This is a genomic window from Pseudanabaena sp. Chao 1811 (assembly GCF_027942295.1).
In the GTDB taxonomy this organism is placed as follows: Bacteria; Cyanobacteriota; Cyanobacteriia; order Pseudanabaenales; family Pseudanabaenaceae; genus Pseudanabaena.
The window spans coordinates 314,944-341,279 of record NZ_CP101416.1 but is presented as its reverse complement, the minus strand read 5'-3'; the positions used below and the strand labels follow the sequence as shown (position 1 = coordinate 341,279).

The window sequence follows — 26,336 nt, the reverse complement described above, 5'->3', positions numbered from 1 at the left end:
ATCTTGAGAAATCCCTTTCAATCCCCCTTGAAAAGAGGGACTGGGGGGATCTCTTCAAGGATTAATATGCCGCAATTTTTCCATAAAAATGCGATTGGTAAGGGTTGCATTTTGGCTCTCCTTCTCCTCCTCTAGCAGTAATGCAAATTCCTGATCCTGACTGGCTAACTGCATTTGCAAAGCATTGATTTGGGCTTGAAGCAGTTGTTTTTGGCGATCAAAATCACGTTTTTTCAATTCAAAATTCTGTTGACGCTTTTTCGCAAGAGATTTTTCTGCCAGTTCTTGATTAATTCTCTCTGTACCCGTCAACACCTTCCCCTCACCCAAATAAACATCTACCAACTTCACACCTTGACTGTTAACGATAAATTCGCGGACTTGGTTGGAGTGAGGCATACCGCGAGATTTGAGCGCATAAAGAATCCGATTACGCTCGCCATTGACCTTGATCGTTTGCACTTCTAGCCAAGTATCCATCAGCGAAGAAACACCAACTTCCGTTCTTTCTTGATCGAGGTCAATCTCACCAGATGTTAAATTAGTCAAGAAAACCGTGATTTGCTTACTCTTTAAATAGTCAATCAACCGCATAAAAAAGCTCTTGGTTTGCATCGCACTCCCACTTAAAATGAGATTGCTCATCGGATCGATAATGATCGCGCTTGGCTGAAATTCCTTGATCCATTTATGGATTTTAAACAATCGCATTTCTAAGTTGTAATTGCTGGGACGTACCGCATCAAATTTTAATAATCCCTGCTCCAAATATGGATTTAAGTCCAAACTAATCGAGTGTAAATTGCGAAGAATTTGTTGCGGCGATTCTTCGGTCGCCAGATATAAGCACCGTTCACCCCTCATACAGGTTGCTTGAGCAAAATAACCTGCCAGTGTGGTTTTACCTGTACCTGCCCTACCTGTGATGAGAATACTGCTACCGCGATAGTAACCCTCACCACCAAACATCTCATCGAGTTGGGCGATCCCCGTCGAGATGCGCTCATTAGACACCTCATGATTGAGATTGAGAGAAGTAATCGGTAAGACAGAAATGCCATCCTCTTCAATTAAAAAAGGATATTCATTATTACTATGGCGAGATCCACGATATTTAACAATTTGAATCGTTCTCGTCGCAATTTCTTCAACGGTTTTTTGATCTAATTTGATCACACAGTCGGAAACGTATTCTTCTAGACCTTGACGGGTTAGAGTTTTATCTCCTCGCTCTCCTGTAATTACAGCCGTAACACCTTGATCCTTTACAGTCCATTGAGGGATTAAGTAGTACAGTAACAACACTTAGTAAACCAATTTTTGAAGAAATCTTTTTCTAACAAGTAAGGGAAAACGTTGATTAAATGCTGAAGTAGTTTTTGAGAATGAGGTCTAAGCAATCTAATAAAATATTTGAGAACCGACCACATCATCTCAATTGGATTAAAATCAGGAGAATAGGTGGGTAAGTACAAAATCTTAGCACCTGTCGCTGTAATTGCTTTTGCGACCCCCTCAACTTTATGGCAGTTGAGGTTATCCATGATGATCCTATGCTCAGGACGTAATTTAGGTACTAGGTCATCTTGGACAAAGGTGAGAAAATCTGCTCCTTTCATAGAACCCTGAATCGTTTTCAGGCAAACAATCCCATCAACTGAAATAGCGCCAATTATTGTGTATTTCTGACCTTTGTAAAAGGGACGAAGACTGAATACTCTTTTGCCACATTCACTTCTTGCCACAGAGCGTTCCATCCCCTGCCATACTCCCGTTTCATCAATACAAATCAGATCTTCAGCTTTCACTTCATTCAATGCTTCCCAAAATTCACATCTTTGCTGTTGTACTGCCTCACTTTTTACCTTTTCATGGCGATAGGTCTTTTTTTTAGAGTGATGTTATGCCTCTGGAAAAATCGGCACATGCTGCCTGTGGTCACTGATACTCCTGTTTGTTCTGCTACTTCTTCACAGTACTGCCATAGTGTCCAATCTGGATGCTCTGAGACAATTTCGAGGATTTTCTCCTGATGCGCTTCGAGGGGACTTTTGATTGGACTACCTAATGGTTTGTGGTTTAGTTCTCCTGTCTCTCGGTATTGATTCAGTAGTTTTTGCACTGTTTTCGTCGCGACTTGAAATTGCTTCGCTACTTCCCGAATCGATGTATTTCCTGCTTCGTAGTTTGCTACGATCTTTTCTCTGAGATCTAGTGAGTAAGGTGCCATTTTTTACTCTCTTTTGGGTTTTGCTATCCTAGCTTATCTTGTACTACTCTTTCCCTCAATAGGCTGTAACCAATGAAACAAGCGTCGCAACTCAGCACGAACAATATTACTATTTGCTAAACCTGCAAATAAAACTTCAATCGTGTCTAGCAGCACCCGTTTCGCACCAATTTTTTTAATTGCATAACTCAGACGCAGAAATAGTGCTTCGAGGTCATATTCTCCTGTCTCCTCAATCTCACTTGGCTCTATATAAATATGATCAATTAAAATTTTGCCATCCGAAATTAATTGGTTTAAATTCCATCCCAATGAGGAAACGTTTTTAGTGATTTCTGTCGCTGTTTCTTCAAAAGTAATTAAAACTCCATTTTCTCCATACAGTGTCGCCCCGCGCACCAAAAACTCGACCCCAAACAAAGTTTTGCCACAACCCGCAGAGCCACAAATTAAGGTCGGTCTACCTTGGGGTAATCCACCATCAGTGATTTCATCGAGTCCTTGAATACCTGTGAGGCATTTGGCTAACTGTAGTTCTTGATTGTTGTCCATGGAGATTTACAAAGTGATTAGAATCGAGAGGACGAAAGTTTGAGCAACTCCCGCTACCCAATGATAATCAGCTTTGTTTTATAGAAGATATTCCTGATTATTATCGAGTACTTAAGATCCTAACATGATCTCTCGCCCTTACCTTAACCACTGCCTAGGAAACATAACGTAAACGCTAGTCAATAGACTGAATTCATACTACCAACTGCGTCCATTGATTGATCGCCTCAATCCTGAAACAGCAGAGCCGATGAGTTCTCTTTCTTCTTTTTGTTCTTGTTTCTCAGTCTGGTACTTTTTCTCATCACGTAGTAACATTCCTCGCACTGTCCTGACTAGTGATCGCTGAGCTAGTTTAGAGATGACATCACGACCGAGCGTTAAGGTTTGGGGTTTACTCAAAATTCGAGTAGCTAAGGGTAGAATCTCATTGGGAGTAATTGCCTTATCTTTTTGCAAGATTGACCATAGCCTTGCAATGTAACCCAAACTAGAAGGGGTTCCAGCTTGCGTGATTTTTTCTTTAACTTGAGGATCAACAACGATATCGCCAATTAGAGAGGTGCGGAGGTTGGCAGGTAAACGCTTGCTCGCTTCTACTTCAATACCTTTGACAATTTCATCGATGATGCGATCGTGCATAAATTCACTGCGATCGGAAAGTAGGAAATCTATGCCCTTATCAATAGTTCCATTTAAGTTATAGTCTGGGTTAATTTGGGCATTACTCAGTAAATTTTCGAGACGATTCCAGCGAAACTCGCCATCACGGAATAGCAAGTCCTTGAGCGCCATCCTTAATTCTGGGGCTGAGTCATTGAGCAAGCGGTTGGCGACATAGGGATAGGCAACTGCTAAGACTTTGAAATTCGGGTCGACGCTAAAGGCAATACCTTCTAGTGTGACCAGCGATCGGATAATCAACGCATAGTAGGCAGGTACTTGAAAGGGATAGTCATACATGATCTGTGATAGCTGATCAGTCATGTCTTTAAAATCCATTTGCGTAAGACTCTGACCTTCAGGCGGATTAAAGACATCTGACAGGGCAGGTACAATCGCTCCAAAATCAATATCTTCAGTCAAGAATCCTAAGCGCACATAATCCTTAGACAACGCATCAAAATCACGATTGACCAAATGCACGATCGCTTCAATCAGACCAAATCTTTGTTCGGAGGAAACTTCACTCATCATGCCAAAATCTAGATAGGCAAGTTTGCCATCATTCATGACTAATAAATTCCCTGGGTGGGGATCGGCATGGAAATAGCCATAATCAAGCAATTGACGCAAAGAACATTGCACACCAACTTCAATAATGTGGCGACTATCAAAACCAGCTTCTTTAACTTTTTGAACATTGGTGAGCTTGATGCCTTCAATCCATTCCATTGTCAACACTCGCTTAGCAGTGTATTGCCAATAGATTCTTGGCACATAAATCCCTTCTAATCCGCCATAATATTTAGCGAATTTTTCTGCATTCTGCCCTTCAAAGGTATAGTCCATTTCTTCAAAAATGCGGCTAGCAAATTCGTCAAGAATTGCGGCTAAATTAGTGCGGACAAATTTAAAGGTCTTTTTCATCCATGTGGCAATGCCCCGTAAAATATACATGTCAAGGGCAATGCCTGCGGCGATATCGGGACGTTGGACTTTGATAGCTACGAGTTCCCCTGTTTTCAGTCTGCCCTTGTAGACTTGCCCAAGGGATGCAGCTGCGATCGGATTTTCCGATATTTCCGCATAGACTTCTGAGGGATCGGCTCCTAGGGCATCACGAATAAATTGAAAAGCGATCTCATTGGGAAAGGCAGGTAATTGATCTTGCAACTCAGCAAGCTCGTCCATGAATACTGGCGGTACGATGTCTGGACGGGTAGAGAGGGCTTGCCCAATTTTGATAAATGCGGGTCCAAGGCGGGTTACTAGTTCCCGTGATTCGATCGCTAATTTTTTTAATTCTGCGGCTGAGGATTTGGCACTGAGGCGCAATCTTAGAAATAGCCAGATCAGTGGCACGAAAATCACTACACAACGCCACCAGACACGCAAAGGTTGGTTACGATAATATTCGGCGATCGCATTGATATCATAACGATCTAACTCAAAGTCTGATTTTGGTGCGGACATAGGACTTTTGTTGGCTCACTTTTAGACTTGGCGTATAGATTAGTTTAACAATTTGTTACACAATTCGGGATAGCTCTCTAGGATTATGTTTTGCGATTGCAGCCCCTTAGCATTGCTATGGATCTGCAATGGTGGATACTAATCGCAAAACTTGGGGAATATCTTCTGTATCGGGGGCAAATTCTAACTGAGTTTCACGGGTCGGCAAATAGCCTGACTCGCCGAAAGAGAGTAACATGCGCTGTAAGGCAATCCATATTTCCGATTCAAATTCCCAATCATAGCGAGAGTTTGACCTACCTGCGATCGATCGCAATGCCCAAAAGTAACTATTACGGACGATAGATCCTTGTTTGTTATACTTCGGGACATCCTCACGGTGAATAAATAGAACTTCGTTATCAATCTTGGCGCGCATTGTTTAAATTGTTGAAAAGCATGTGATAAGTTGCTGTGCGTATCTTGGCACATTATTAAACATCAGTAAGGCTTTTACTTTTGGACTTGAAGAGAGGGTTTGCTATGCAAACCCTCTCTTCAAGTCCGTTTCAAATTATCCCGAACTCACATTAACTATACGTCAGTTCGACGAAGGCGGAAAATGGTAAAAATCGCTAAGCGATTTTTACCATTTTCCGCCATTTGCGCGGCACTTCGCGCCGCGCAAATGGCGTTATCTAACTCTCGTTTATTGACTGATTAAGACAAAACCGCGTGTCTTGCCACCATCAAAATCGATAGTAGAAATTGCTTGCCATAATTCTTCCGCTTTTACCCAAACTGGCGGATATTTATAACGGGAAACATCAAGAATTAGAAATCGATCTGTGGATTGGTCGTAAGCAGCGATCGGTGAGATATGTCCTCCTTGTTCTTGACCAATAGATTTTCGTAAATAGTTAACAATGACAAAGTTATTTGGTTGTTTTAAATTGTCAGTAATTAATCGGCGAAATTGTGATATGTCAATGTCCACAGCATGATAAACCTTTGCCTTAACATCATAGCTTTCCAATAATTTACCTAACTTCTCTAGGTTCATCCCTCGCCTAGAAATGACTTTGGCAGAAGAAATCTTACTCGTTTTCTCATTGTCAAAAAAATTGTCTTGAGTAAAGGTATGAAAACTGGGATATTCAGGGGCTTCAGGCGCAGTAATATTTAAAGCATTTAGCACCATTACCATACTAGCAACCCCACAATAAGCTTGATTTTTCTGAGTCACAAAATGAATACTTAATGGGAAATAGTCATTTCTAAACTGACTATTAATTAATAGCTTTTCCCCTTCTATAGAGTTAAAAGGAATTAGATTTGGAGGTAATTTAAGGGTTTGAGCGAATAGGGTATCTGCACAGGCTAAACCCAGTACCAAAGTTTGAATTGCAATCCTTACAGCAATTTTCATAGCTTAAGTTTATGTTTTTACTATGGAAGCGTATCAATTAATCCTTTATATAAAGTAGCAAACTGAACTTCGCTGACAGGCTTAGTATTATTCCATGTTGCAGAAATACAATAGGATTTACCATTTTTGGAATGGAGCAAGGTTGTAAAATTTAAAACACCTGCATCTGAGCCACCTTTGAAAGCTACCTTTTTCCATACGGTCGGATCGGCTATACCTGCGTTAAATGACATTAATGGTAAATCGGCAACATCTTCAATGAGAGTGCATAACTCCCGTACTGTAAAAATCCATTCAACATCGAGAGAAATCTGAGGATTGGTTACGAATTCCATCACATCAGGTAAATCTTGACGGGAAATCTCTTGCAATATTTGTAGGCGATCGCTAGTATTTGCAAGTCGATATTTCTTTAATAGATCTGCATTCTTCGCACTTCGCAATGTAAACATTTCACGGGTTTTGAGCAATGGACGATTACGCAGTGAGAAACGTTCTATTTCATTTCTGCCAATGAGATCGATCAGTGTATCTGTAGCTGTATTATCACTGAGGGAAATCATTAAACTTGCCAAAGTCTGAACAGTTAAAAGCGAACCTGCTGACCAGTTTTGCAAGAGTCCTGTTGGTAGGCTTTGTTGGTTTGCCTGAAGTGAGACAACTTTCCCCCAAGTAATTTTTCCTTCAGCAATTTGCTTTTTTAAAGTATTTAGTACTGCTAATTTAAAAGCAGAACCCACTGCCATCGGACTATCAACTTGGATACCTGCCCGTTGATTTTTACCTTCCATCACCAAAAGACTAACTTTGCCGTCTAGGGCTTTAAAACTAGCAACAGCCTGCTCAAAGGTTTGTTGATGTTTACAGTCCATTGAGGGATTAAGTAGTACAGTAACAACACTTAGTAAACCAATTTTTGAAGAAATCTTTTTCTAACAAGTAAGGGAAAACGTTGATTAAATGCTGAAGTAGTTTTTGAGAATGAGGTCTAAGCAATCTAATAAAATATTTGAGAACCGACCACATCATCTCAATTGGATTAAAATCAGGAGAATAGGTGGGTAAGTACAAAATCTTAGCACCTGTCGCTGTAATTGCTTTTGCGACCCCCTCAACTTTATGGCAGTTGAGGTTATCCATGATGATCCTATGCTCAGGACGTAATTTAGGTACTAGGTCATCTTGGACAAAGGTGAGAAAATCTGCTCCTTTCATAGAACCCTGAATCGTTTTCAGGCAAACAATCCCATCAACTGAAATAGCGCCAATTATTGTGTATTTCTGACCTTTGTAAAAGGGACGAAGACTGAATACTCTTTTGCCACATTCACTTCTTGCCACAGAGCGTTCCATCCCCTGCCATACTCCCGTTTCATCAATACAAATCAGATCTTCAGCTTTCACTTCATTCAATGCTTCCCAAAATTCACATCTTTGCTGTTGTACTGCCTCACTTTTTACCTTTTCATGGCGATAGGTCTTTTTTTTAGAGTGATGTTATGCCTCTGGAAAAATCGGCACATGCTGCCTGTGGTCACTGATACTCCTGTTTGTTCTGCTACTTCTTCACAGTACTGCCATAGTGTCCAATCTGGATGCTCTGAGACAATTTCGAGGATTTTCTCCTGATGCGCTTCGAGGGGACTTTTGATTGGACTACCTAATGGTTTGTGGTTTAGTTCTCCTGTCTCTCGGTATTGATTCAGTAGTTTTTGCACTGTTTTCGTCGCGACTTGAAATTGCTTCGCTACTTCCCGAATCGATGTATTTCCTGCTTCGTAGTTTGCTACGATCTTTTCTCTGAGATCTAGTGAGTAAGGTGCCATTTTTTACTCTCTTTTGGGTTTTGCTATCCTAGCTTATCTTGTACTACTCTTTCCCTCAATAGGCTGTACCTAAGAAAAATGCAGCGATTTTCCCTTCTGGATTAAGCTTGATTTTGATTGGTACATTTCCGCGATCGCAAATTGCTAGATAGCTGACATCTTGACCTTGCACTTGCTGACAATTTCCGACAAATACTTGGAGATTGGCAACAATTTGCTCAACTTGGGCAAGAGATAACTGAGATAAGAATTCAGTAGTAAACCATTCCGCTTTTGGCTTTGGAGAATTAAGTAAACGAGCGATCGCTTTTTGAGGTGTGACAACCTGTGATGCAATAACTGGTGAAGAATTTGTTGATTCTGCCCAAACGGATAATTTGTGACTAAAAGTAGGAAGTCCGCTAATACAGGTGATTAGAACTGCGATCGCGAGCGAATATCGTTTCATTTTTCCTTCCTGATTGGAGCCAGTCACCAACTACTAGGAAAACTATACCGAAATAAGCGATTTTAATTTTTACTAGTGATTTTAATTTTTATTTTTGTGGAGTTATTGAATTGATCGCAATAATTTTATCGACCCAAAACCCCGCCAAGGTAAAATCCTGTGTAATTTTGTCAGTGGGATAGGGGGCGATCGCCGCAAAATCTTGTTCGTTGCTGAGCAATACTCCTAAAACGCTGATAGGGACTTGCAAAAACAGATTAGCTCCCAGAAAAGCGCCACAGGCAACCACTAGCCCCAGAATATGGGATTGACTAAGTAATTGAGTAAGTATCGGTAACTCAATCATTGTTAAGGGAGGCAATTGATATAGACCATACAATATCCCCATCATTGCGATCGCTGTTGCTGTGCTGAGAATACGTTGCTTTGGAGCTTTAAATAAACTCAAAATTTGGCGTTGTTGACAGGAAATCTTATCGGGCTTCATCGCAAGGATCAGTAAACTAAAAATCTCAAAAGGGCGAGTCCACTGCATAAGAAAAATAGGAAGGATGCCAATTACGATCATTAGCAATATTTCTAGTCCGAGTGTAGAAGAGTGATCGCTGACTGATAAGCTAAACCAAGTAATTCCCAAAAAGACTGGGAAAGCCACAATTCCTGATAGATGAATCCATAAAAATGGTTCTGATTTAAAAGAAGACATATTTCAAAAAATTAAGATTATATAGTTAGAAACTTTGCGCTACTCCCATTTCAGTATCCTAACTCTTTAGACTGATTGTGTAGTTAAAATATTAACTAATGTAAACTAGCGTGAATTACAGGTATTGCTAGATACAAGCTGATTTAAGTCTTGTAAATCTAAGTAGCTTTTTAATAGCTTGACTTTACTACCATTGACATCAATCTCTCGCGACTGAGCTTTGCAAAAAAACGATAGAGTTTCAGGAATTGTGCCTAGTCACTAATTGACATCAATAAATTGCGACTATCAATGATTTTGTCTTGGGCGGATCTATAAAAATCTGATTTTTTCTTGTTTCGCTAGTGGCTAATTTAGTGGCAAGATAAGCCATTCAAAATTTAGTCTAAATTTCATACAGCGCTCACTCTGCGCTCTTAAATAAAAATAAATACTTAAAAAATAGCTACACCCAACCAGATCAAGGGGTCATAGGAAGAGACATATGGGAAACTCGGAACATCTTGCAATACTGAAACAAGGAGTAGCTAGCTGGAATCTATGGCGACTAGAGAATCCTGAGATTATTCCCAATCTTAGTGGTACTAATTTGAGACGAGCTAATCTCCGCGAAGCCGATTTAAGTGGAGTAAATTTACGGTGGACAAATCTAAGTAATGCCAATTTACTAGGTGCGAATCTAAGTAGCTCTGACTTAGTAAAAGCAAACCTCAGAGAAGCAGATTTGTATAAGGCAAATTTAAGGGATGCTGAAGTTAGTGGAGCTTATTTGAGTAAAGCCCACCTGCGTGAAGCTTGTTTGCAAAGATGTAACCTGAGTTTGTCAAATCTTTATGGAACCGATTTAACTGAGGCTTCTTTTAATGGAGCTAATTTGAGTGGTGCAGATTTAGATTCTAGCGATTTAAGGAATGCCGACTTGAGTGAGACTAATCTCAGTAATGCCATTTTGAGTAATGCAAGCCTCACCAATGCAGATTTGAGGCGTAGTGATTTAACAAATGCAAATTTAGAATTTGCTGATTTGAGTAATGCTAATTTATCTGATGCCAAACTTAGTACAGCAAATTTGAGTAATGCTAATTTGCAAGAATGTGATCTGAGCAATGCGACTATCAATCAATCAAACTTGAGCTACGCAAATCTAACTGATGCCGTTCTCAGTAATGCGAATTTAAGTAATGCGAACTTAAGTAATGCAAATCTTAGAAGTGCTGTTCTTAGTAATGCGATCCTTAGCCATGCTGATCTAAGCAATAGTAACTTGGAAGATACAATTTTAAGTGATGCAGTTTTAAGTAATGCCAATCTAAGTGGTGCAACTTTGAATGGGGCTCAATTGATTTCCGCAAAATTAGATGCAGCGTTTTTAATTGGTACTAATTTAGCAAAAGCTAATTTAAGATTAGCCAATCTCAATGAAGTCAGTTTATCAGAGGCAAAATTGTTTGGGACAATTATGCCTGATGGCTCTGTTCAAAATTAAAATTTCAAAGATAAAAGTCGGCGAGATGCACCGACTTTTATCTTGCAAAAGAGACATTTCAAATAGGCTAAGTATTGGGTTTAAATCATGACTATTGTTCAGCAAGATTGTCAATTTTTTCGCGAATTGATAGCTGGACTAAAGCACGAAGCAAGGATAACCCTGAAAAAGCTGCCCCCACAAAGGCGGCGATCGCCCAGCCGCTATATAACCCATTTGTCCCAACTAAAAGTACAGCACCTGCTAGTAATAAAAATCCTGTTAAGCAGGCATAGATTAGAGCTTTAACCGCAATATTAATCCGCTTGAGGGTGCGATCGCTTTCAGTAGACTTTACTTGAATCATCAATTCGCCCCGTTCTATCCTTTCTTCCAAGCGTTCGAGCAAAATTTCCATACGACTTGGTTTATTGAGCTGATAGACCAGAAAGTCTTTGGCTTGTTGGGCTAAAGCTCCTAGAGTATTGCCTCGACCTTTAGTAAGCACAATGCTTTTAACAAAGGGCTGAGCCGCTGTAGAAAAGTTATATTCAGGATCAAGAATTCGGGCAATCCCATCAAGGGTCGTTAGAGATTTAAGCAGGTAGGTCATCTGTGGTGGCAAACGGAATGGCTGTTTCTCAAAGATAGCAACCACTTCACCTTTAATTTGTTCAAACTCATAGATATTGACAGGTCGTTCTGTAAAGCGATCTAATACGAATTTCAACATCCGTTTGACGGGACTCATATCGGCGATCGGTTCAATAAAACCCATACTCATGAGGGTATCAACGACTTCATTCGTATCTTTTCGTAATACAGCAAAGAAGGTCTTTACCATTTGATCCTTTGCCATAGTCTTGACTTCTGCCATCATGCCGTAGTCATAGAAAATCAAACTACCGCTAGGACTAACGGCTAAATTTCCGGGGTGTGGATCAGCATGAAAGAAGCCATCTTGGAGTAGTTGTTTGAGATAACAACAGATTCCTAATTGATTGATTTCCTTAGGGTTTAACCCGCAAGCTTCAAGGGCTTGACGATCATCCACCTTGATTCCTGGAACGTATTCCAAGGTTAAAACCATCGAAGTAGAATATTCCCAATAAACTTTAGGAATAACAATCCTTGGATAGCCTTCAAAATTTTTGCGAAAGCGATCGGCATTACTCCCCTCGATCGCATAGTCAATTTCTTGATAAAGAATGGTAAAAAATTCGTTATAAATCCCTTGTAGATTATATTTGCGAGTCCAAGCGAAATAGCGATCAAAAAATTTGAGAAGCTTACCAACGGCTAGTAAATCGAGATCAAATAATCTTTTCAACCCCGGACGTTGAACTTTAACAACGACATCTTCACCTGTATGCAGTGTAGCGCGATGCACTTGTCCAAGACTAGCGGCAGCAAGAGGCACTTCATCGAAATCACGATAGATGGTATAGAGTGATTTGCCTAGTTCTAACTCAATGATGTCTCTAGCTTCTTTAGCACTAAAAGCTGGCACTTTATCTTGAAGCTGCGATAAATTGCTGATGTATTCAGGTGGCAAGATATCAACGCGAGTAGATAGTGATTGACCAATCTTAATGAATGTTGGACCTAGTTCGAGCATGTTGCGAACTAGCCACTCAGCTCGTTTGTTGCGGGTACGCGATGTATCAATTTGCCAAAACTTATCCCACCATATAAAAAACAGGAATGTAAATGTAGCTAAAAATACTTCTCGTTGACGGGCAAGGGAAGAGCTTTTAATTCTCTGCCAGCGTAGTTTTTTGGGAGGTAATTGGGCGATCGCAGACATATTTTGCTAATAATTAAGCCTTGCCAAATAGCATTGCTGTATTTATCTTACCCAATTGCGAAACCAAAAAAAGCAATGGTAAGCACTGCTTTTACTTTTGCCATCATGAGCTATACAGCAAAAATGGCAAGACTTTGCTATGGTTATTTTGTATTGGCGATCGCCAGAATATACAAAGACCAAAAGCTGAATTTTTGGCTAAAACTTTGGCTAAAACTTTATATTTATTCCCAACATTCCTAGAGGTAATCCAATGGGTGAAATCACCAGAGATGAAATCCGCGAACGCTTAGGCAATATTGATCAAATTCGCGATATCATTTTCGGCGCACATTTGCGCGAATATACTAGTCGTCTAGATAAAGCAGAGTCAGATATTTCGGCAATTCAACAGGATGTCCGCGATCGCCTGAATGACCTAAAAGTAACTTTAGCCACTGAATTAAGGACTGCGGTTGAGTCTATTGATAAACGCCTAAAAACGATTAGTTCGACTGCCCAAGAAGAAGCTGCCGACCTTCGCCAACAGTTCGATCGCCTTAATCGCAAGTTTACCAATAGTATTGAAACCCTTGATGAGACCGTTGAAGCTCAACGAGTTGCCCTGCGGGATGAACTCGCGCAAACTAGAGATAGTCTGCAAAATGATACCCGTGATTTGCGATCGCTAGTTTTAGAAGAGCTAGACCGTCATTTCTCGATTCTCCGTGAAGACAAGCTCTCTAAAGATGATTTGGCGGAGTTGCTATTTGAGTTAGGCATGAGACTGAAGGGGTCAGAATTTGTGCCTGAATTGCGTGAGGCAGCCGAAGAAAGAGTTGATGAGAAATATGAGCAGGTCAATATAATTGGTTCGGAACCAAAAAATGAGCGATCGACTTCACTAGGTTCAGATACAACTTCAAGCAGCACAACAAAAACTACAGCTCGCTCTAAATCTAAACTCTCATAGGTTCTCAGTTTAAGATTAAGTAAGTATGGGCGGCGCGAAGTGCCGTCCATACTTACCACCTGATGTTACGTGGAACTAGGATCGCCCCTCATCCCCCAACCCCTTCTCCTGCAGGAGAAGGGGAGCAAAACCATATTTTTTTCTTGTTCCCCTCTCCTGCGGGAGAGGGGCTAGGGGTGAGGGCTTTAGAAGACTTCCACGTAACACCAGTTACCACAATAAATCCGTTCTTTTATAGGACTACCTAGTTTTTTAGTTTGCATTTTTTCTAAAATAACGTGAGTTCGATAACGCCATTTGCGAGGCGCGAAGCGCCGCGCAAATGGCGGAAAATGGTAAAAATCGCTTAGCAATTTTTACCATTTTCCGCCTTCGTCGAACTGACGTTAAAATAAATTACAAACTCTTATATATTTTGCTGTTGTGAATTTAGTGTTAGGGTAGTAATATTCCCATGACTAGCCTGAAAGACGCTATCGTATAGAATAACGTTGTTATCCCAAATCCTATGTCAGAGAGAAATGGAAATATCAATGATAATTCTCTCAGCGACGTTGAGAAGTTTTTCCTTCTGCTCTCTGAACTCAACATTATTGAATCCCAAAAAACTCGAAACTCTGAGAATCAAAATCAGTCACTGGTTTTGCAATCAGAATATGAGGAACAGGTTGCAGACTACGAATATAATTCTAGCTTTGTAGATATTAATCCTGAGAATGAAGAGCTAAAAAACAGATCTAGATTGGTAGATCTTGAATCATCTAAGGAATCTCTAGATGAACCTTTAGAAATGCGATCGCCTTCAGGTTATCCATTCCCTAGCCTTCTTGATGAGTTACCTTTTCTAAAGAATATTCAACCCATTGAATATAATGGCATTAACAATAGTAATAATGCGGCTCAGAACAATGGCAATGGCACTGCATCAAATGCTAGAGAATCTTTGCCACTAGAAAAAGCAGAAGAAAATGAAACTATCAATCTTATTCATGATCTTCTCTTAAGAAGTGAACTAAAACTTGATCAAACTCAACCTAATTTGCCAACAGAGAATGAACTAAATGAATTAAGCATTGGCAAATCTCAATCTGTTTTGCCAATGCAATCAGCAACTCAACCACAAAAACTAGATAGCGTTAATCAAAAAAGCAATCAAAAAGATCCATCTTCCTATAGCTCTGCATCAAGTCCCTTAGAAGATGATCAGGCATTGCACCTTCTCCAAGATATTCTGGTTGTACCAGAGATCGAAGATCTCAGAAGTTTTAAAGTTTCTGTCGAACAAAAACTCGGAATTGTTGAAAGTCAGGTTAACAATCCTGCCTTAATGGATAAAATTGAGGGATTAGAGAGCTTAATTCAAAATGCTTCTCTTGGGTTAAGTAGTCTTGGTTCACGACTTACAGAAATTGATAATGAGAATGACAATATCCCTACCGAAATTGCTGGTGTGAGAGAGCGAGTTGCTCAATTAGAAAATCGAATTAATGAACCAGATGAACTAGTACAACTTTTGCTGCCAGTAATTGCGGATATCCTGAGTCTGAAAGTGACAGAATCTAGAGAATCAATGTGTCAAGCGATCATGCCAATTATTGCGGAAGTGATCTTTGAGCGATCGCAACTAGATCGAGTTGCCATGAGTCATGCGATTTCTGATATTTTGCCCAGTGCTATTAGTGAGCATATTCATAGTAGTCCTGAAGGGATTGCCAAGGCGATCGCCCCAGAGATGGGAGCTGCCATTCGTGAACAAATTCGCCTAGATCGGGATGCAATTATTGATGCCATTGCCCCAGAGATGGGTTCCGCAATCAAACGCCAAATTGCCCTTGAACGCGATTCAATGGTAGATGCCCTTTATCCAGTAATTGGCAATACGATCGCCAAATATTTTGCTGAAGCTATTCGATCTATTAATGAAAAAGTAGAGCAAACCTTTAGTGTTGGAGGTTTACAGCGTAAATTGCGAGCCAAAATTCAGGGGGTTTCAGAAGCAGAATTGATTCTCAAAGAATCAGTTCCCTTTGAGGTGCAAGCAATATTTTTGATTCATAATCTTTCGGGATTAGTGATGGTTGATATTCAACAGAGTGATCTTAATACTCTGATCGAGCCGCTTGACTCGGATATGTTAGCGGGGATGTTAACTGCAATTCGGAGCTTTGCCAACGAATGTATGTCACGCTCATCAGAAGAAAAAGCTGAGATTGATGCAATTAACTATAGTGGCTCAAAAATTTTATTAGAAGTTGCTGGCTATTGTTATCTCGCAGTCATCATTCGAGGGGAGCCAGACTCCGAATTTGTGACGAAAATTCGCGATATATTTGGTCAAATTATCCAAGTTTATGGTGATCGCCTCAAACAATTTGATGGTGATCCCAGTATGGTTCCCTTTAAAGTTCATCTAGAACTAAAGACTTTGATGGAAGTAGAAAAGACTCAGCCTAAAAAATCATCAAAAGCTCTGATTTTTCTGGGTTTAGCCCTATTTGCCTTAGTTTTTGTACCAATGGGAATTTATCAATATCAATCCCAACGCGATCGCCAAATCGAAGCCAAAGTTTTAGAAGCCTTTGCAAGTACGCCAGAACTTGCGGTCTATCGCCTCAATGTTGCTGCCAATGGTCAGCAACTCAAACTCTCAGGTAAATTACCAAATCAAAATTTACGCGATCGCGCCCTTCAAGTTGCCAACGAAGTAACCAAAACGGAAATAGTGATCGCCAACATTAACAACAATATCTATGCCGTTAATATCCCACCAGATCCCATACTCGTTGCGGCAGAAGTCCAACGGCTTACTAGAGTGCTTAACTATACCCAAGGGGTCAATATTGCTACAGAGTTCAATAATGGGCAATTGACGATTACAGGGCAAGTCGAGCAACCCAGCCTGATCCCTAAAATCACTCAAACTTTCACCAAAATTGCGGGAATTACTGCCGTAACCAATGCCACGATACTCATAGTGCCGAAGCTATCGACTCGCATTTACTTCCCTTTTGGTGTAACTATCCTCCAACCATCAGAGTTAGAAAAATTAATAGAAGTTAAGGCTTTTCTAGATATGTATCCTGACTACAGCCTCAAAATTTCTGCCAAAAGTGACAATATCGGCGATCGCACAGTGAACTATCAACTAGGGGTAAAGCGTACTCAAGCATTACGTGATGCTCTGCTAAAGAAGGGCATCAATGCAAATCGGTTACATATTTCTGGGATAATAGAACCATCTATTCAGCAACCTTCTGACCAAATAGCAAGATGGGTAGAGTTTGAACCTACGCTAAAATAAATGTCCGAGACTATTTAACTAAATGAATTCTTCACCAAAAGTAATTTCTCAAAAAATGTGTCTTGTTGGCGATTTTGGCGTTGGCAAAACTAGCTTGATCCGTCAATTTGTAGATCGACAATTTAGCGATAAGTACCTATCAACAGTCGGGGTGAAAATATCACGGAAACTCGTATCTATCGCAACTTCTATTGAAAATGCCGACAAGGAAGATTTAAAGCAATTACAACTAATTGTTTGGGATATTGAAGGAAGTACGCGCTTTCAAGGAATTGCTCCTAGCTATCTCCAAGGAGCTAAAGGTGCATTAATTGTCGGTGACGTTACGAGGCAAGCAAGTATGCAGAGCCTGAAAGGACATGTCCAACTTTTTCAATCAATTAATCCCCATTCCCATGTAATCGTTGCTTTGAATAAGGTCGATTTAATCACAGCCCATGAAAAAGAGATTCTATTTGAATCTATTCCTACGGAATTTGCCGAACTTAAAGTACTATTGAAAGCGACATCAGCGAAGACAGGAGAAGGCGTTGATGAGATATTCCAAACACTAGCGTATCAGATGCTAATGCTAGAATAAGTACATTATTATTTGTTTAATAGAATAACAAAAATATTGATAAAAATATCCTAAAAGAACAATAAGGTCGGTATTCTTTTACATCATTAGCTGCTATGAAACAGTCAAAAATCCTTAAAAAGCTTCTCACTGCTTCAGAGCGCTCATTTGTAACGATTGATCGACAGTTTGTGATTACAGACACATCCTATGGGGCTGAAAGGTTTTCTGAATGTCCGTATGAGTCTTTGTTAGATAAAGATATTCGCCAAGTATTTCCAGAGACTATTGGCTTAGAGGGGATTTTCAATAATATTTGGCTTAATCAATCAACTAGTTTTGAAATTAAGGGGATTTGTCGCTCTTCTCCTACAAGGAAAAATCTCTATTTTGATTTTTATATCATCGGTACAAACGAACTAGACGAATCAGACAAAAATATTATTATCTGTATTGAAGACGTTACAGAAATGATGATGCAATCTCAGGTTTTGCTGCAAAGAATTAATGAGTCAGAGTTATTAGCTAATGCACTTACAAAATCAAAGGAATATATTGATAAAATTATTTCGTCAATGGCAGATGCCTTAATTGTTACCGATCATCAAGGCATTATTAAAACGATCAATACCGCTACTATAAACTTGTTTGGTTATTCTCAAGATGAATTGATCGGCAGTTCAATCACGCTAATCTTTAATGATGCTCATCAGCTTGATGCTATTTCTTGTCAATCTGATGGAGGTCAAGTTACAGAAGACAATTGCAATTTTTATAATATTGAAATTCTCTGTTTATCAAAACAGAAGGAAGAAGTTCTCATCTCTTTTTCTTGCTCAACAATATTTAACCATCAATTAGAATATGATATTGAGCCAAGCCATCATTTTGTATATGTTGGACGGGATATTACCGAAATTAAGCGTAAAGAGCAGGAACTGTTAGCTGCTAGACAATTTGCAGAGCAAGCTGCTCAAGCAAAAAATATTTTCTTAGCAAATATGAGCCATGAAATCCGTACTCCGATTAATGGTGTATTAGGTATGACAGACTTATTGCTGAGTACAAATCTTGATCCTCGTCAGCAAGATTTTGTTGATAATATTCGGCTCAGTGGCAATCTATTGTTGAGTTTAATTAATCGTATTCTTGACCTATCAAAACTAGAAGAAGGGAAACTGGAATTAGAAAGCTTGGCTTTCCATTTAGAACAGTGTTTGGAAGAGACTCTAGAAATATTTTCTTTGCAAGCTCATAGTAAGGGTTTAGAGCTTAATGTCCTCTTTGAAGAGAACTTACCAAATTTTTTATTAGGGGATACAGTCAGGTTGCGGCAAATACTGATGAATTTAATTGGTAATGCGATTAAGTTTACCGATAAGGGAGAAGTATTTGTTAGGGTTGAGCGCGATCGCCTATTTGAGCAAACCTTAATGGAATCAGCGAATAATTCAGAGGTGAATGCAACAAGTAACTACTTAGAGCAGCCTCCTATTTATTTAAAATTTTCCATCACTGATACAGGTATTGGCATTCATGAAAAAGATTATGACAAGTTATTTCAGCCTTTTTCCCAAGTTGATGCTTCTACAACCCGTCGTTTTGGTGGTACTGGTCTAGGACTGGCAATTTGTCGTCAATTAGCGGAGTTGATGCAGGGAGAAATTGGCGTAGTTATTCCAGAGCAAGGCATAGGTACGTGCTTTTGGTTTCGAGTACCTTTTTATCGGCAGCCCCACAATATATCATCATTAGTAGTAGACGAAAATCAACCTCTACGTAAGAGAACTATTTTGGTGGTTGACGAAAATCAACATACTCGTGAGGCGATTTGTTATTATCTTAAGGATTTTGGCGCAGGTGTCTATGAAGCAACCAATATATTAGATGTGATCGCTTATTTGGATACAGGCAAACAAATTGATATCGCTCTAATTGATTGGAAACTAATAGAGTTTAATACCGTTGAATTAGTTCAACGAATCCAGTCTCAACAAAATAGAAATATCCCACTAATTGCAGTATTGACAGCTAATCGTCAAGGTGAAATACAAACAGTCATTGATCAAGGATTTTGTGGATATATCACCAAGCCTTTTAAAAGACAAAGGTTGTTAAAATCTATATCCTTGGCTTTAGATATAGACATATTACCTTCCATTGATGATTTGGTCATTACTCAACTAGTAGCTGAACAGGAAAATAATATAGGAGAGAACTCTGCCATAGAAAGGCTTAGTAATTTGAAGATCCTGTTAGCTGAAGATAATGTTGTTAATCAGAAAATTATGATGTCCTACTTATCTCAGCTAAGCTGTCAAGCAGACTTAGCCGATAACGGAGAACAGGTACTGCAATTAATCAAATCTAAAGATTATGACATCATCTTGATGGATTGTCAGATGCCTTTGCTTGATGGATATGACACTACACAAGCGATTCGGCAAATGGAAATGACTCAGGAGTTGCTCAAGCATATATTTATTGTTGCTATGACTGCGAATGCCTTTAAGGAAGATCGCGATCGCTGTTTAGCGGTTGGTATGGATGATTACCTCAGTAAACCCATCCGCCGCAAACAACTCCAAGAAATGCTCGAACATTGGATGCTCAAAATTAGGGCATAAAACCCAAAAGATGAGTTGCGGCGCGAAGCGCCGCAACTCATCTTTTGGGTTTTGGTTTATCCTAGCTATCTCTTTCGTTGCTATAAAAAACAGAGAATTACTGTTTGTTTTGCGAAAAGTCTCATGTAGTGAGACTTTTATGACAAAATTTATAAGCACAATGTCAAAAAAGTTTTCGTTTAGATAGCCATGCTCAAAGCTGGGATTGTCGGACTACCCAATGTGGGCAAGTCTACGTTATTTAATGCCCTAGTTGCCAACGCCAAAGCCGAAGCAGCCAACTTTCCCTTTTGCACGATCGAACCCAACGTTGGCTCGGTGTCCGTCCCTGACGATCGCCTCAAAACCCTCGCTGAAGTTGGTAAGTCCGCGCAAATCATCCCTACCAGAGTCGAGTTTGTCGATATTGCAGGACTGGTCAGAGGTGCTAGTAAGGGTGAAGGTTTAGGAAATCAGTTTTTAGGAAATATTCGAGTTTGCGATGCGATCGTCCATGTGGTTCGATGTTTTGAAAACGATGACATCATCCATGTAGAAGCCTCAATCGATCCTGCCCGTGATATTGAGATCATCACCCTTGAACTCGCACTGTCTGATTTAGCCCAAGTTGAGCGCCGCATTGAGCGCACCCGCAAAGGAGTCCGCAGTAATGACTCTGAAGCAAAAGTCGAAATGGCTGCTTTAGAAAAAGTCCGCGAAGTCCTTGATGCTGGTAAGCCTGCGCGTTTAGCTAATCTTACTGATGAAGAAAAAAATGCAATTTCAGTATTGCAGTTGTTAACGCTCAAGCCAACCATTTATGCTGCCAATGTTGCTGAAGATGATTTGGCAACAGGTAATGCTTTTGTCGATAAAGTGAGAGCGATCGCAGATGCGGAAAATGCAGAAGTAACCATTGTCTCCGCCCAAGTGGAAGCAGAGTTACTAGAACTCCCCGAAGAAGAGCGTCAAGATTTTCTAGAATCTCTTGGGGTTAAGGAAGGTGGCTTAAAATCCTTAATTCGAGCTACCTATCATCTCTTAGGTTTACGCACCTATTTCACGGTTGGCCCCAAAGAAGCGCGAGCATGGACAATTCATGCTGGCATGAAAGCTCCTCAAGCCGCAGGTGTGATTCACTCTGACTTTGAAAAAGCATTCATCCGTGCCGAAACCGTTGCCTTTAAGGATCTTGTAGAATCAGGATCAATGAGTGCTGCGCGTGCCAAGGGACTACTACGCAGTGAAGGCAAGGAATATGTCGTTCAAGAAGGCGATGTAATTTTATTCCTGACTAGCGCTTAATACCAATTCACGAAAGTGTGACAACACTTTTATGAATTAAAAAACAAACCCAGTAAGGGTTTTCAAAACTAAAAATGGCTACGCCATTTTTAGTTTTGGTATAACTAGCTTTATCAAAGGAGTTGCAATCAATGACTCAAGCAATCACTCCGTCAATAACCCTATACGAGCGTGACCTTGACCTATGGTTAGAAACCGCGATCGCCCAGTTAAAAGCAGGTGATTTTCACAATCTTGATGTTGAAAATTTAATAGAGGAGTTAGAGGGCTTGTCGGGTAGTAACAAACGTGAGGTAGAGACTAGGCTAAAACGCCTAATTGAACATATTCTTAAACGCTGTTATGTCAATATGCCTGAATGCTTTAGAGGATGGGAAGTCACGATTATTAATCAACGCGATGAACTCCAAAAACTTCTTAAGCAATCACCAAGCCTCAAACTTCACTTCTCAAAAATGTTTGATGATTCCTTTGCTACAGCCTTAAAAATAGTACGGACTGAATATCTTGAAACGGCTTTTCCTGAAACATGGCAATTTCACCGCGATATTGACACGATGTTAAATGTTGATTTTTGGGAATAGCGATCGCACCAATAATAAAGGAGCTAAATCAAAATGACACAAGCAATCCTTAGTAAATCGCTATATGAGTCGGATTTTCTGCTCTGGACTCAAGACACAGTAGCCAAGCTAAAGGCTAAGGACTTTGACCATGTGGACTTGAAAAACTTGATAGAGGAAATCGAAAGTTTGGGTAAATCAGAAAAAAAGGAGATTAAAAGCCGACTAACAACCTTGCTAGAACATTTGATCAAACGTATATATGTTGATATGCCTCAAGAGTTCAATGGCTGGGAGCGAACTATCAGAAATCAAAGAACTGAAATTGAGTTCTTACTTGATGACTCCCCTAGCTTACAAGCTTTGTGGAATGATACCTTCGATATTGCTTTTCGCGCTGCATTGAGAGATGTGAGAAAAGAATATTCCAAAAAAGGATATCAATTTCCTGATGTGTGGCAGTTTGGGCATGATATCGACACGATGTTAAATGTTGATTTCTGGGAATAAAACTCTAATAGATAAGATGCAGTGCGAAGCACTGCATCTTAATTAACAAACAAAAAGACCAAGCCATTGGCTCGGTCTTTTTGTTTCGGAATACTTTAGGATCTTTAGGTCACAGTCAACTGCTGGAAGGATCTCAGGCTTACTAGTAAATCAAACTAGCGAACTAGAGATATTTAACTAGATACCTTACAGAACAGCCCCAGCGCACAGCTCGGAAACCTGAAGACCCATACGTTTACCGTTACTACTATCTGATTGCATGGGCATCACCTCCTGTTGTCTAAATGTTTATTATCAAACGGGGTTTCGATGTCTGACATCGAAAGGCTTATTCAACCTGATAGCTAATATAGCTGACAACTCTAGATTTGACAATATATTCAGCCAAAACAAGCAATGCTCGTTTTTATTCCACATAAAACAGGCGATCGCGCTGAGTATTAGCTAAAAATGCTTCGAGTTTGTCCCATTCTTTGGACTCGATTAAATTGATTACTTGCTGCAAAGATTGCTGATAGGTATGGAGCGATCGCAATACTGCCGATTGATTATATTCCGCCATGAGCCTCCCCAGTTCAGGATTGCCACCCCCCACACGGCTAGTATCACGGAATCCCGAACTTGCTAAACTTTGGGCTAATTTTAAAACTTTCTGATCGTTTTCCTGTTGGCAAGAGGCAATTAAACTGGCACTAATCATCACAGGTGCATGGCTAATCATTGCTACCGCCCGATCATGCTCTTCTGGACTACATTCAAGGACTTTCATGCCCACTGCTTGCCAAAGCGATCGCACTTTCTCTAATGCTTCCCGATCTTCGCTAGGCGTAACCACACAGGGGCGATTTTGAAAAAGATTTTTTTCGGCGGCTAAGATTCCTTGAAAAGCTGTGCCAGCCATGGGATGACTACCGATAAATCTTTGCCCGAACTCTGCACAAATTTTTGATGCAGGTTCGACGATCGCTGCTTTTACAGAACCAACATCCGTAAAAATTACATGGCTTGGCAACTTGGGCGCGATCGCCATAAGCGTTGGTAATATTGAAGCGATCGGGGTACAGATGACGACTAACTCTGTTTCCGCCAAAATGCGATCGGGAATATTCTCAATATTTATATTGGCAATATTTACAGCAGCGATCGCTTCTGCTTGTTTACAGGTTTCAGGATTGCGACTGATGCCCCATACATGATTATCTTGTTTAGAATCTTGATTTGCAACGAGAAGATCTAAACCTAGTGATCCACCAATTAATCCCAGTCCGACGATACCAATTTTCATAGAGGCTCCAATGCAATAAAGGGGTGCAAAGCACCCCTTTACGCATATTAGAATTTACGGAGATCAAGTCCAGCTTCCTTAGCAAATGCAGCAAGCCCTTTCTTTTGCAAAGTCTTGATTGCTTTGGTGGAAATTTGTAATTTTACAAAACGCTTTCCTTCTTCCCACCAAATTCTCTTATCTTGTAAGTTTACGTGTTGTAAGTGCTTATGGCGTTTGTGTGAGAAGGAAATCGATACGGCATTATTGGCTTTTTTGCCTGTTAGTTGGCATACGCGACTCATAGTACTAGTCTCCTATTTTTTCAGTCCAGCTAACCATACTACAACCTCAAAGCATACTTAGGCAATCCTAAAAAAAGTTTCGTCACGGTGATTAGTTAGACAAACAACAAAGATATTTAGCCAGACAATAAGAGTTGCGAATAGATAGCCTAACTCTTGGTAGGACAGATAGATACAAATGAGTAATAGCCGAATTTTTGATAGTGCTAAGTTTTTTCAATCAACAGACGGAGAGCCTATTCGCTCAGTCGTTACAGAATCCCCAGATACCGTCGTTGTTGCTTGGTATATTAACCCCAATCAAGAAATTGCGCCCCACCTTCACCCCCATGGACAGGATACTTGGACTATTTTGCAGGGCAGAGGCAAATATTATTTAGACCAACAAGGGAATACAGAAGCGATCGCCGCAGGCGATATTGTGATTGCTCCCAAAGGCTTTGTGCATGGAGTATTGAACGATGGCGAAGAACCGTTAGTTTTTATCTCAACCGTTTCACCCGCTACCGCAGGATATCAACCTGTATTGCTCAGCACATAGGCTTCTTAAGACTCTCAAGAGGCTGATTTGCTCACTTTACAAGTAAATTAACCCAAGTTGCTACCTATTCATTTAAGACTAAAGTTAAAATAAAAAATGCTAGATTTTTATATAAAAATAGCGTCATTTTGGACTTAGCGAGGCTGTTTTTAACTTGTTTTGAGCCGATTTTTAATAGGTAGCAACTTGGGTTAAATTAATCTCTTGAGATTTGATTGTAATTTGTAGTGTGTAGAAACTATGAACTGGTTGATGCAATATTTTCGAGAGATCAAACTCAATAAATTGATTTTATGGTGCTATTTAATTTGGTATTTAGTGATCGTCACTTTTTATTTTGATCCTACGCCTAAAATATGGGTCAATGCCATCGGAATAAGCTCAGTAATTGGTACTGCACTTATTTTAAGCGTTTCTAATAGCAATAGCAAAGTTGATTCTTGGCAAATATTTCGACTGTATTTAATGCCATTTTGCGTATCTAGTTTCTCTTCATTGATCAAAGATCAAGGTTTTATCGTAATTATTTCCCCTAAGCCACAGGAAACAATATTGGCAATCTTAAGCTGTGTGATTTTCCTGTTAATTATTGGTGCGATTAAATTCACTAATAGAGCGATTAACCAAGAAACTGGCTAACTTGTAAGCTAAGCTCGTAAAACATAATGCTTTCCAGTTTTAATCCATGACCAATAATGCACAAATTCCTGTTGTTGTCTCTGGGGCGACAGGCAAAATGGGGCGCGAAATTATCAAAGCGATCGCCCAAGCACCAGATATGTATCTTGTAGGGGCGATCGGGCGGAAGCACCTTGGCGAAGATATTGGCGAAGTTGTTGGTATTGGCGAATTAGAAATACCTGTGACCGATAATCTCGAAGTTGTCCTTGCTCAAGCTGCCCAAGAATCACAACTCCCCGTAATGGTCGATGTCACCCACCCCAGCATCATCTATGACAATATTCGCTCAGCGATCGCCTATGGTGTGCGTCCCGTCGTCGGTACAACGGGCTTAAGCGAAAAACAAATTGATGACCTAGCCATTTTTGCAGACAAGGCAAGCACAGGCTGTATCATTGCCCCAAATTTCTCCGTGGGCGTAATCCTCATGCAACAAGCAGCGATCGCTGCCGCCAAATATTTCCAGCACGTCGAAATCATCGAATTGCACCACAATCAAAAAGCTGATGCTCCGAGCGGCACGGCAATTAAAACCGCCCAAATGCTCTCAGAATTAGGTCAATCCTTCAATCCTGCCCTTGTCGATGAAAAAGAACATCTCACAGGCGCAAGAGGTGCAACCTATGGTGAAAACATTCGCATTCATAGTCTTCGCGTTCCAGGATTAGTCGCTCGTCAAGAAGTGATTTTTGGTGCAATGGGAGAAACTTTAAAAATTGAGCATAATGCTAGCGATCGCACCTGCTACATGGCAGGAGTCTTGCTCTGTGTCCGCAAAGTACTTGCTCTCAAGTCACTAATTTACGGATTAGAAAAACTTTTATAAACAAAAAACACCTGCTCCGCAGGTGTTTTTTGTTTATAAAGAATACCCCCAGGGGAATTCGAATCCCCGTCGCATCCGTGAAAGGGATGTGTCCTAGGCCTCTAGACGATGGGGGCGTATTGTTTGAGTTTGCTTTTTAGCTAATTGAGCTAAGTTTTCTTTCCGACAAAAAACACCTGCTCCGCAGGTGTTTTTTGCTTATCAAGAATACCCCCAGGGGAATTCGAATCCCCGTCGCATCCGTGAAAGGGATGTGTCCTAGGCCTCTAGACGATGGGGGCGTGTTCTTGACCTTTATTAAGATACCTACTTAGTTGCTAGTTTGTCAACACCTAAACCAAACTT

The 26,336-nt window shown here is 40.2% G+C and carries 23 protein-coding genes, 2 tRNA genes and 4 pseudogenes; 12 read left to right on the top strand and 17 right to left on the bottom strand.

Annotated elements, in window-relative coordinates; all coding sequences use genetic code 11:
* Positions 1 to 54: 54 nt before the first annotated feature.
* The 12 genes and pseudogenes from kaiC to NMG48_RS01480 all read right to left on the bottom strand — a co-directional run.
* Positions 55 to 1,269 (bottom strand): annotated as a pseudogene (kaiC, locus tag NMG48_RS01535) (circadian clock protein KaiC); the annotation flags it as partial.
* Between the two features lie 14 nt (positions 1,270 to 1,283).
* Positions 1,284 to 1,832: pseudogene (locus tag NMG48_RS01530) on the bottom strand (transposase); the annotation flags it as partial.
* A gap of 29 nt (positions 1,833 to 1,861) precedes the next feature.
* A complete protein-coding gene (locus NMG48_RS01525) occupies positions 1,862 to 2,230 on the bottom strand; it encodes a helix-turn-helix domain-containing protein (RefSeq protein WP_271251623.1) in 369 nt (122 codons plus the stop codon).
* A 63-nt stretch (positions 2,231 to 2,293) separates the two neighbouring features.
* Positions 2,294 to 2,782 (bottom strand): annotated as a pseudogene (locus NMG48_RS01520) (ATPase domain-containing protein); the annotation flags it as partial.
* A gap of 198 nt (positions 2,783 to 2,980) precedes the next feature.
* Entirely contained in the window at positions 2,981 to 4,918 is a 1,938-nt protein-coding gene (locus NMG48_RS01515) for an ABC1 kinase family protein (protein ID WP_271253704.1), read from the bottom strand.
* A 115-nt stretch (positions 4,919 to 5,033) separates the two neighbouring features.
* Positions 5,034 to 5,336: a hypothetical protein gene (locus tag NMG48_RS01510; RefSeq protein WP_271253703.1), complete on the bottom strand. Its 303-nt coding sequence runs from the start codon at positions 5,334 to 5,336 to the stop codon at positions 5,034 to 5,036.
* A gap of 270 nt (positions 5,337 to 5,606) precedes the next feature.
* Positions 5,607 to 6,326 (bottom strand): phytochelatin synthase family protein, encoded by a 720-nt coding sequence (locus tag NMG48_RS01505; protein WP_271253702.1) that lies wholly within the window; start codon positions 6,324 to 6,326, stop codon positions 5,607 to 5,609.
* 20 nt (positions 6,327 to 6,346) lie between these two features.
* Positions 6,347 to 7,198: a serine hydrolase gene (locus NMG48_RS01500; protein ID WP_271253701.1), complete on the bottom strand. Its 852-nt coding sequence runs from the start codon at positions 7,196 to 7,198 to the stop codon at positions 6,347 to 6,349.
* A gap of 7 nt (positions 7,199 to 7,205) precedes the next feature.
* Positions 7,206 to 7,754 (bottom strand): annotated as a pseudogene (locus NMG48_RS01495) (transposase); the annotation flags it as partial.
* Between the two features lie 29 nt (positions 7,755 to 7,783).
* Positions 7,784 to 8,152: a helix-turn-helix domain-containing protein gene (locus NMG48_RS01490; RefSeq protein ID WP_271251623.1), complete on the bottom strand. Its 369-nt coding sequence runs from the start codon at positions 8,150 to 8,152 to the stop codon at positions 7,784 to 7,786.
* A 55-nt stretch (positions 8,153 to 8,207) separates the two neighbouring features.
* Positions 8,208 to 8,600 carry a hypothetical protein gene (locus tag NMG48_RS01485; RefSeq protein ID WP_271253700.1) on the bottom strand — a complete coding sequence of 131 codons (393 nt, stop codon included), beginning with the start codon at positions 8,598 to 8,600 and terminating at the stop codon, positions 8,208 to 8,210.
* Between the two features lie 88 nt (positions 8,601 to 8,688).
* Entirely contained in the window at positions 8,689 to 9,306 is a 618-nt protein-coding gene (locus tag NMG48_RS01480) for a low-complexity tail membrane protein (RefSeq protein ID WP_271253699.1), read from the bottom strand.
* A 484-nt stretch (positions 9,307 to 9,790) separates the two neighbouring features.
* Here NMG48_RS01480 and NMG48_RS01475 point away from each other — a divergent pair, with 484 nt between their 5' ends.
* Positions 9,791 to 10,792, top strand: coding sequence for a pentapeptide repeat-containing protein (locus NMG48_RS01475; RefSeq protein WP_271253698.1), 1,002 nt, complete (start codon positions 9,791 to 9,793; stop codon positions 10,790 to 10,792).
* A gap of 91 nt (positions 10,793 to 10,883) precedes the next feature.
* Here NMG48_RS01475 and NMG48_RS01470 read toward each other — a convergent pair whose 3' ends face one another.
* Complete coding sequence (locus NMG48_RS01470; protein WP_271253697.1) at positions 10,884 to 12,578, bottom strand: ABC1 kinase family protein; 1,695 nt, start codon at positions 12,576 to 12,578, stop codon at positions 10,884 to 10,886.
* A 75-nt stretch (positions 12,579 to 12,653) separates the two neighbouring features.
* Between NMG48_RS01470 and NMG48_RS01465 the strand changes: the two genes are divergently transcribed.
* The 8 genes from NMG48_RS01465 to NMG48_RS01430 all read left to right on the top strand — a co-directional run bounded on the left by NMG48_RS01465 (position 12,654) and on the right by NMG48_RS01430 (position 22,374).
* Positions 12,654 to 12,821 (top strand): hypothetical protein, encoded by a 168-nt coding sequence (locus tag NMG48_RS01465; RefSeq protein ID WP_271253696.1) that lies wholly within the window; start codon positions 12,654 to 12,656, stop codon positions 12,819 to 12,821.
* 10 nt (positions 12,822 to 12,831) lie between these two features.
* A complete protein-coding gene (locus tag NMG48_RS01460) occupies positions 12,832 to 13,530 on the top strand; it encodes a hypothetical protein (protein ID WP_271253695.1) in 699 nt (232 codons plus the stop codon).
* Between the two features lie 508 nt (positions 13,531 to 14,038).
* Positions 14,039 to 16,831 carry a BON domain-containing protein gene (locus NMG48_RS01455; protein ID WP_271253694.1) on the top strand — a complete coding sequence of 931 codons (2,793 nt, stop codon included), beginning with the start codon at positions 14,039 to 14,041 and terminating at the stop codon, positions 16,829 to 16,831.
* A gap of 22 nt (positions 16,832 to 16,853) precedes the next feature.
* Positions 16,854 to 17,411, top strand: a complete 558-nt coding sequence (locus NMG48_RS01450; protein WP_271253693.1) for a Rab family GTPase — start codon at positions 16,854 to 16,856, stop codon at positions 17,409 to 17,411.
* Between the two features lie 95 nt (positions 17,412 to 17,506).
* Positions 17,507 to 20,017 (top strand): response regulator, encoded by a 2,511-nt coding sequence (locus NMG48_RS01445; RefSeq protein WP_271253692.1) that lies wholly within the window; start codon positions 17,507 to 17,509, stop codon positions 20,015 to 20,017.
* Positions 20,018 to 20,206: 189 nt separating this feature from the next.
* On the top strand, positions 20,207 to 21,301 hold the full coding sequence (ychF, locus tag NMG48_RS01440; RefSeq protein ID WP_169361788.1) for a redox-regulated ATPase YchF: 1,095 nt from the start codon (positions 20,207 to 20,209) through the stop codon (positions 21,299 to 21,301).
* A gap of 131 nt (positions 21,302 to 21,432) precedes the next feature.
* On the top strand, positions 21,433 to 21,885 hold the full coding sequence (locus NMG48_RS01435; RefSeq protein WP_271253691.1) for a DUF29 domain-containing protein: 453 nt from the start codon (positions 21,433 to 21,435) through the stop codon (positions 21,883 to 21,885).
* A 33-nt stretch (positions 21,886 to 21,918) separates the two neighbouring features.
* Positions 21,919 to 22,374 (top strand): DUF29 domain-containing protein, encoded by a 456-nt coding sequence (locus tag NMG48_RS01430; RefSeq protein WP_271253690.1) that lies wholly within the window; start codon positions 21,919 to 21,921, stop codon positions 22,372 to 22,374.
* 406 nt (positions 22,375 to 22,780) lie between these two features.
* Here the strand turns inward: NMG48_RS01430 and NMG48_RS01425 are convergent, their stop codons facing one another.
* A complete protein-coding gene (locus tag NMG48_RS01425) occupies positions 22,781 to 23,659 on the bottom strand; it encodes a prephenate/arogenate dehydrogenase (RefSeq protein WP_271253689.1) in 879 nt (292 codons plus the stop codon).
* 47 nt (positions 23,660 to 23,706) lie between these two features.
* Complete coding sequence (gene rpmB / locus NMG48_RS01420) at positions 23,707 to 23,943, bottom strand: 50S ribosomal protein L28 (RefSeq protein ID WP_126386374.1); 237 nt, start codon at positions 23,941 to 23,943, stop codon at positions 23,707 to 23,709.
* 178 nt (positions 23,944 to 24,121) lie between these two features.
* On the opposite strand from rpmB, the gene NMG48_RS01415 reads away from it, so the two are divergent.
* The 3 genes from NMG48_RS01415 to dapB all read left to right on the top strand — a co-directional run bounded on the left by NMG48_RS01415 (position 24,122) and on the right by dapB (position 25,991).
* Positions 24,122 to 24,484 carry a cupin domain-containing protein gene (locus tag NMG48_RS01415; protein WP_271253688.1) on the top strand — a complete coding sequence of 121 codons (363 nt, stop codon included), beginning with the start codon at positions 24,122 to 24,124 and terminating at the stop codon, positions 24,482 to 24,484.
* Positions 24,485 to 24,724: 240 nt separating this feature from the next.
* Positions 24,725 to 25,123, top strand: coding sequence for a hypothetical protein (locus tag NMG48_RS01410; RefSeq protein ID WP_271253687.1), 399 nt, complete (start codon positions 24,725 to 24,727; stop codon positions 25,121 to 25,123).
* 46 nt (positions 25,124 to 25,169) lie between these two features.
* Complete coding sequence (gene dapB / locus NMG48_RS01405) at positions 25,170 to 25,991, top strand: 4-hydroxy-tetrahydrodipicolinate reductase (RefSeq protein ID WP_271253686.1); 822 nt, start codon at positions 25,170 to 25,172, stop codon at positions 25,989 to 25,991.
* A gap of 43 nt (positions 25,992 to 26,034) precedes the next feature.
* On the opposite strand, the gene NMG48_RS01400 is transcribed toward dapB, so the two are convergent.
* Both NMG48_RS01400 and NMG48_RS01395 read right to left on the bottom strand, forming a co-directional pair.
* A tRNA-Glu gene (locus NMG48_RS01400) sits at positions 26,035 to 26,107 on the bottom strand.
* A gap of 92 nt (positions 26,108 to 26,199) precedes the next feature.
* A tRNA-Glu gene (locus tag NMG48_RS01395) sits at positions 26,200 to 26,272 on the bottom strand.
* Positions 26,273 to 26,336: the final 64 nt, after the last annotated feature.

Excerpts from the sequence above, each read along its gene's own strand:
- rpmB (WP_126386374.1), bottom strand. The coding sequence starts at position 23,943 with ATGAGTCGCGTATGCCAACTAACAGGCAAAAAAGCCAATAATGCCGTA.
- NMG48_RS01460 (WP_271253695.1), top strand. The coding sequence starts at position 12,832 with ATGGGTGAAATCACCAGAGATGAAATCCGCGAACGCTTAGGCAATATT.
- NMG48_RS01490 (WP_271251623.1), bottom strand. The coding sequence starts at position 8,152 with ATGGCACCTTACTCACTAGATCTCAGAGAAAAGATCGTAGCAAACTAC.
- dapB (WP_271253686.1), top strand. The coding sequence starts at position 25,170 with ATGACCAATAATGCACAAATTCCTGTTGTTGTCTCTGGGGCGACAGGC.
- NMG48_RS01510 (WP_271253703.1), bottom strand. The coding sequence starts at position 5,336 with ATGCGCGCCAAGATTGATAACGAAGTTCTATTTATTCACCGTGAGGAT.
- NMG48_RS01515 (WP_271253704.1), bottom strand. The coding sequence starts at position 4,918 with ATGTCCGCACCAAAATCAGACTTTGAGTTAGATCGTTATGATATCAAT.
- NMG48_RS01465 (WP_271253696.1), top strand. The coding sequence starts at position 12,654 with ATGGTAAGCACTGCTTTTACTTTTGCCATCATGAGCTATACAGCAAAA.
- NMG48_RS01480 (WP_271253699.1), bottom strand. The coding sequence starts at position 9,306 with ATGTCTTCTTTTAAATCAGAACCATTTTTATGGATTCATCTATCAGGA.
- ychF (WP_169361788.1), top strand. The coding sequence starts at position 20,207 with ATGCTCAAAGCTGGGATTGTCGGACTACCCAATGTGGGCAAGTCTACG.
- NMG48_RS01445 (WP_271253692.1), top strand. The coding sequence starts at position 17,507 with ATGAAACAGTCAAAAATCCTTAAAAAGCTTCTCACTGCTTCAGAGCGC.
- NMG48_RS01430 (WP_271253690.1), top strand. The coding sequence starts at position 21,919 with ATGACACAAGCAATCCTTAGTAAATCGCTATATGAGTCGGATTTTCTG.
- NMG48_RS01435 (WP_271253691.1), top strand. The coding sequence starts at position 21,433 with ATGACTCAAGCAATCACTCCGTCAATAACCCTATACGAGCGTGACCTT.
- NMG48_RS01450 (WP_271253693.1), top strand. The coding sequence starts at position 16,854 with ATGAATTCTTCACCAAAAGTAATTTCTCAAAAAATGTGTCTTGTTGGC.
- NMG48_RS01485 (WP_271253700.1), bottom strand. The coding sequence starts at position 8,600 with ATGAAACGATATTCGCTCGCGATCGCAGTTCTAATCACCTGTATTAGC.
- NMG48_RS01455 (WP_271253694.1), top strand. The coding sequence starts at position 14,039 with ATGTCAGAGAGAAATGGAAATATCAATGATAATTCTCTCAGCGACGTT.
- NMG48_RS01470 (WP_271253697.1), bottom strand. The coding sequence starts at position 12,578 with ATGTCTGCGATCGCCCAATTACCTCCCAAAAAACTACGCTGGCAGAGA.
- NMG48_RS01505 (WP_271253702.1), bottom strand. The coding sequence starts at position 6,326 with ATGAAAATTGCTGTAAGGATTGCAATTCAAACTTTGGTACTGGGTTTA.
- NMG48_RS01500 (WP_271253701.1), bottom strand. The coding sequence starts at position 7,198 with ATGGACTGTAAACATCAACAAACCTTTGAGCAGGCTGTTGCTAGTTTT.
- NMG48_RS01410 (WP_271253687.1), top strand. The coding sequence starts at position 24,725 with ATGAACTGGTTGATGCAATATTTTCGAGAGATCAAACTCAATAAATTG.
- NMG48_RS01415 (WP_271253688.1), top strand. The coding sequence starts at position 24,122 with ATGAGTAATAGCCGAATTTTTGATAGTGCTAAGTTTTTTCAATCAACA.
- NMG48_RS01525 (WP_271251623.1), bottom strand. The coding sequence starts at position 2,230 with ATGGCACCTTACTCACTAGATCTCAGAGAAAAGATCGTAGCAAACTAC.
- NMG48_RS01425 (WP_271253689.1), bottom strand. The coding sequence starts at position 23,659 with ATGAAAATTGGTATCGTCGGACTGGGATTAATTGGTGGATCACTAGGT.
- NMG48_RS01475 (WP_271253698.1), top strand. The coding sequence starts at position 9,791 with ATGGGAAACTCGGAACATCTTGCAATACTGAAACAAGGAGTAGCTAGC.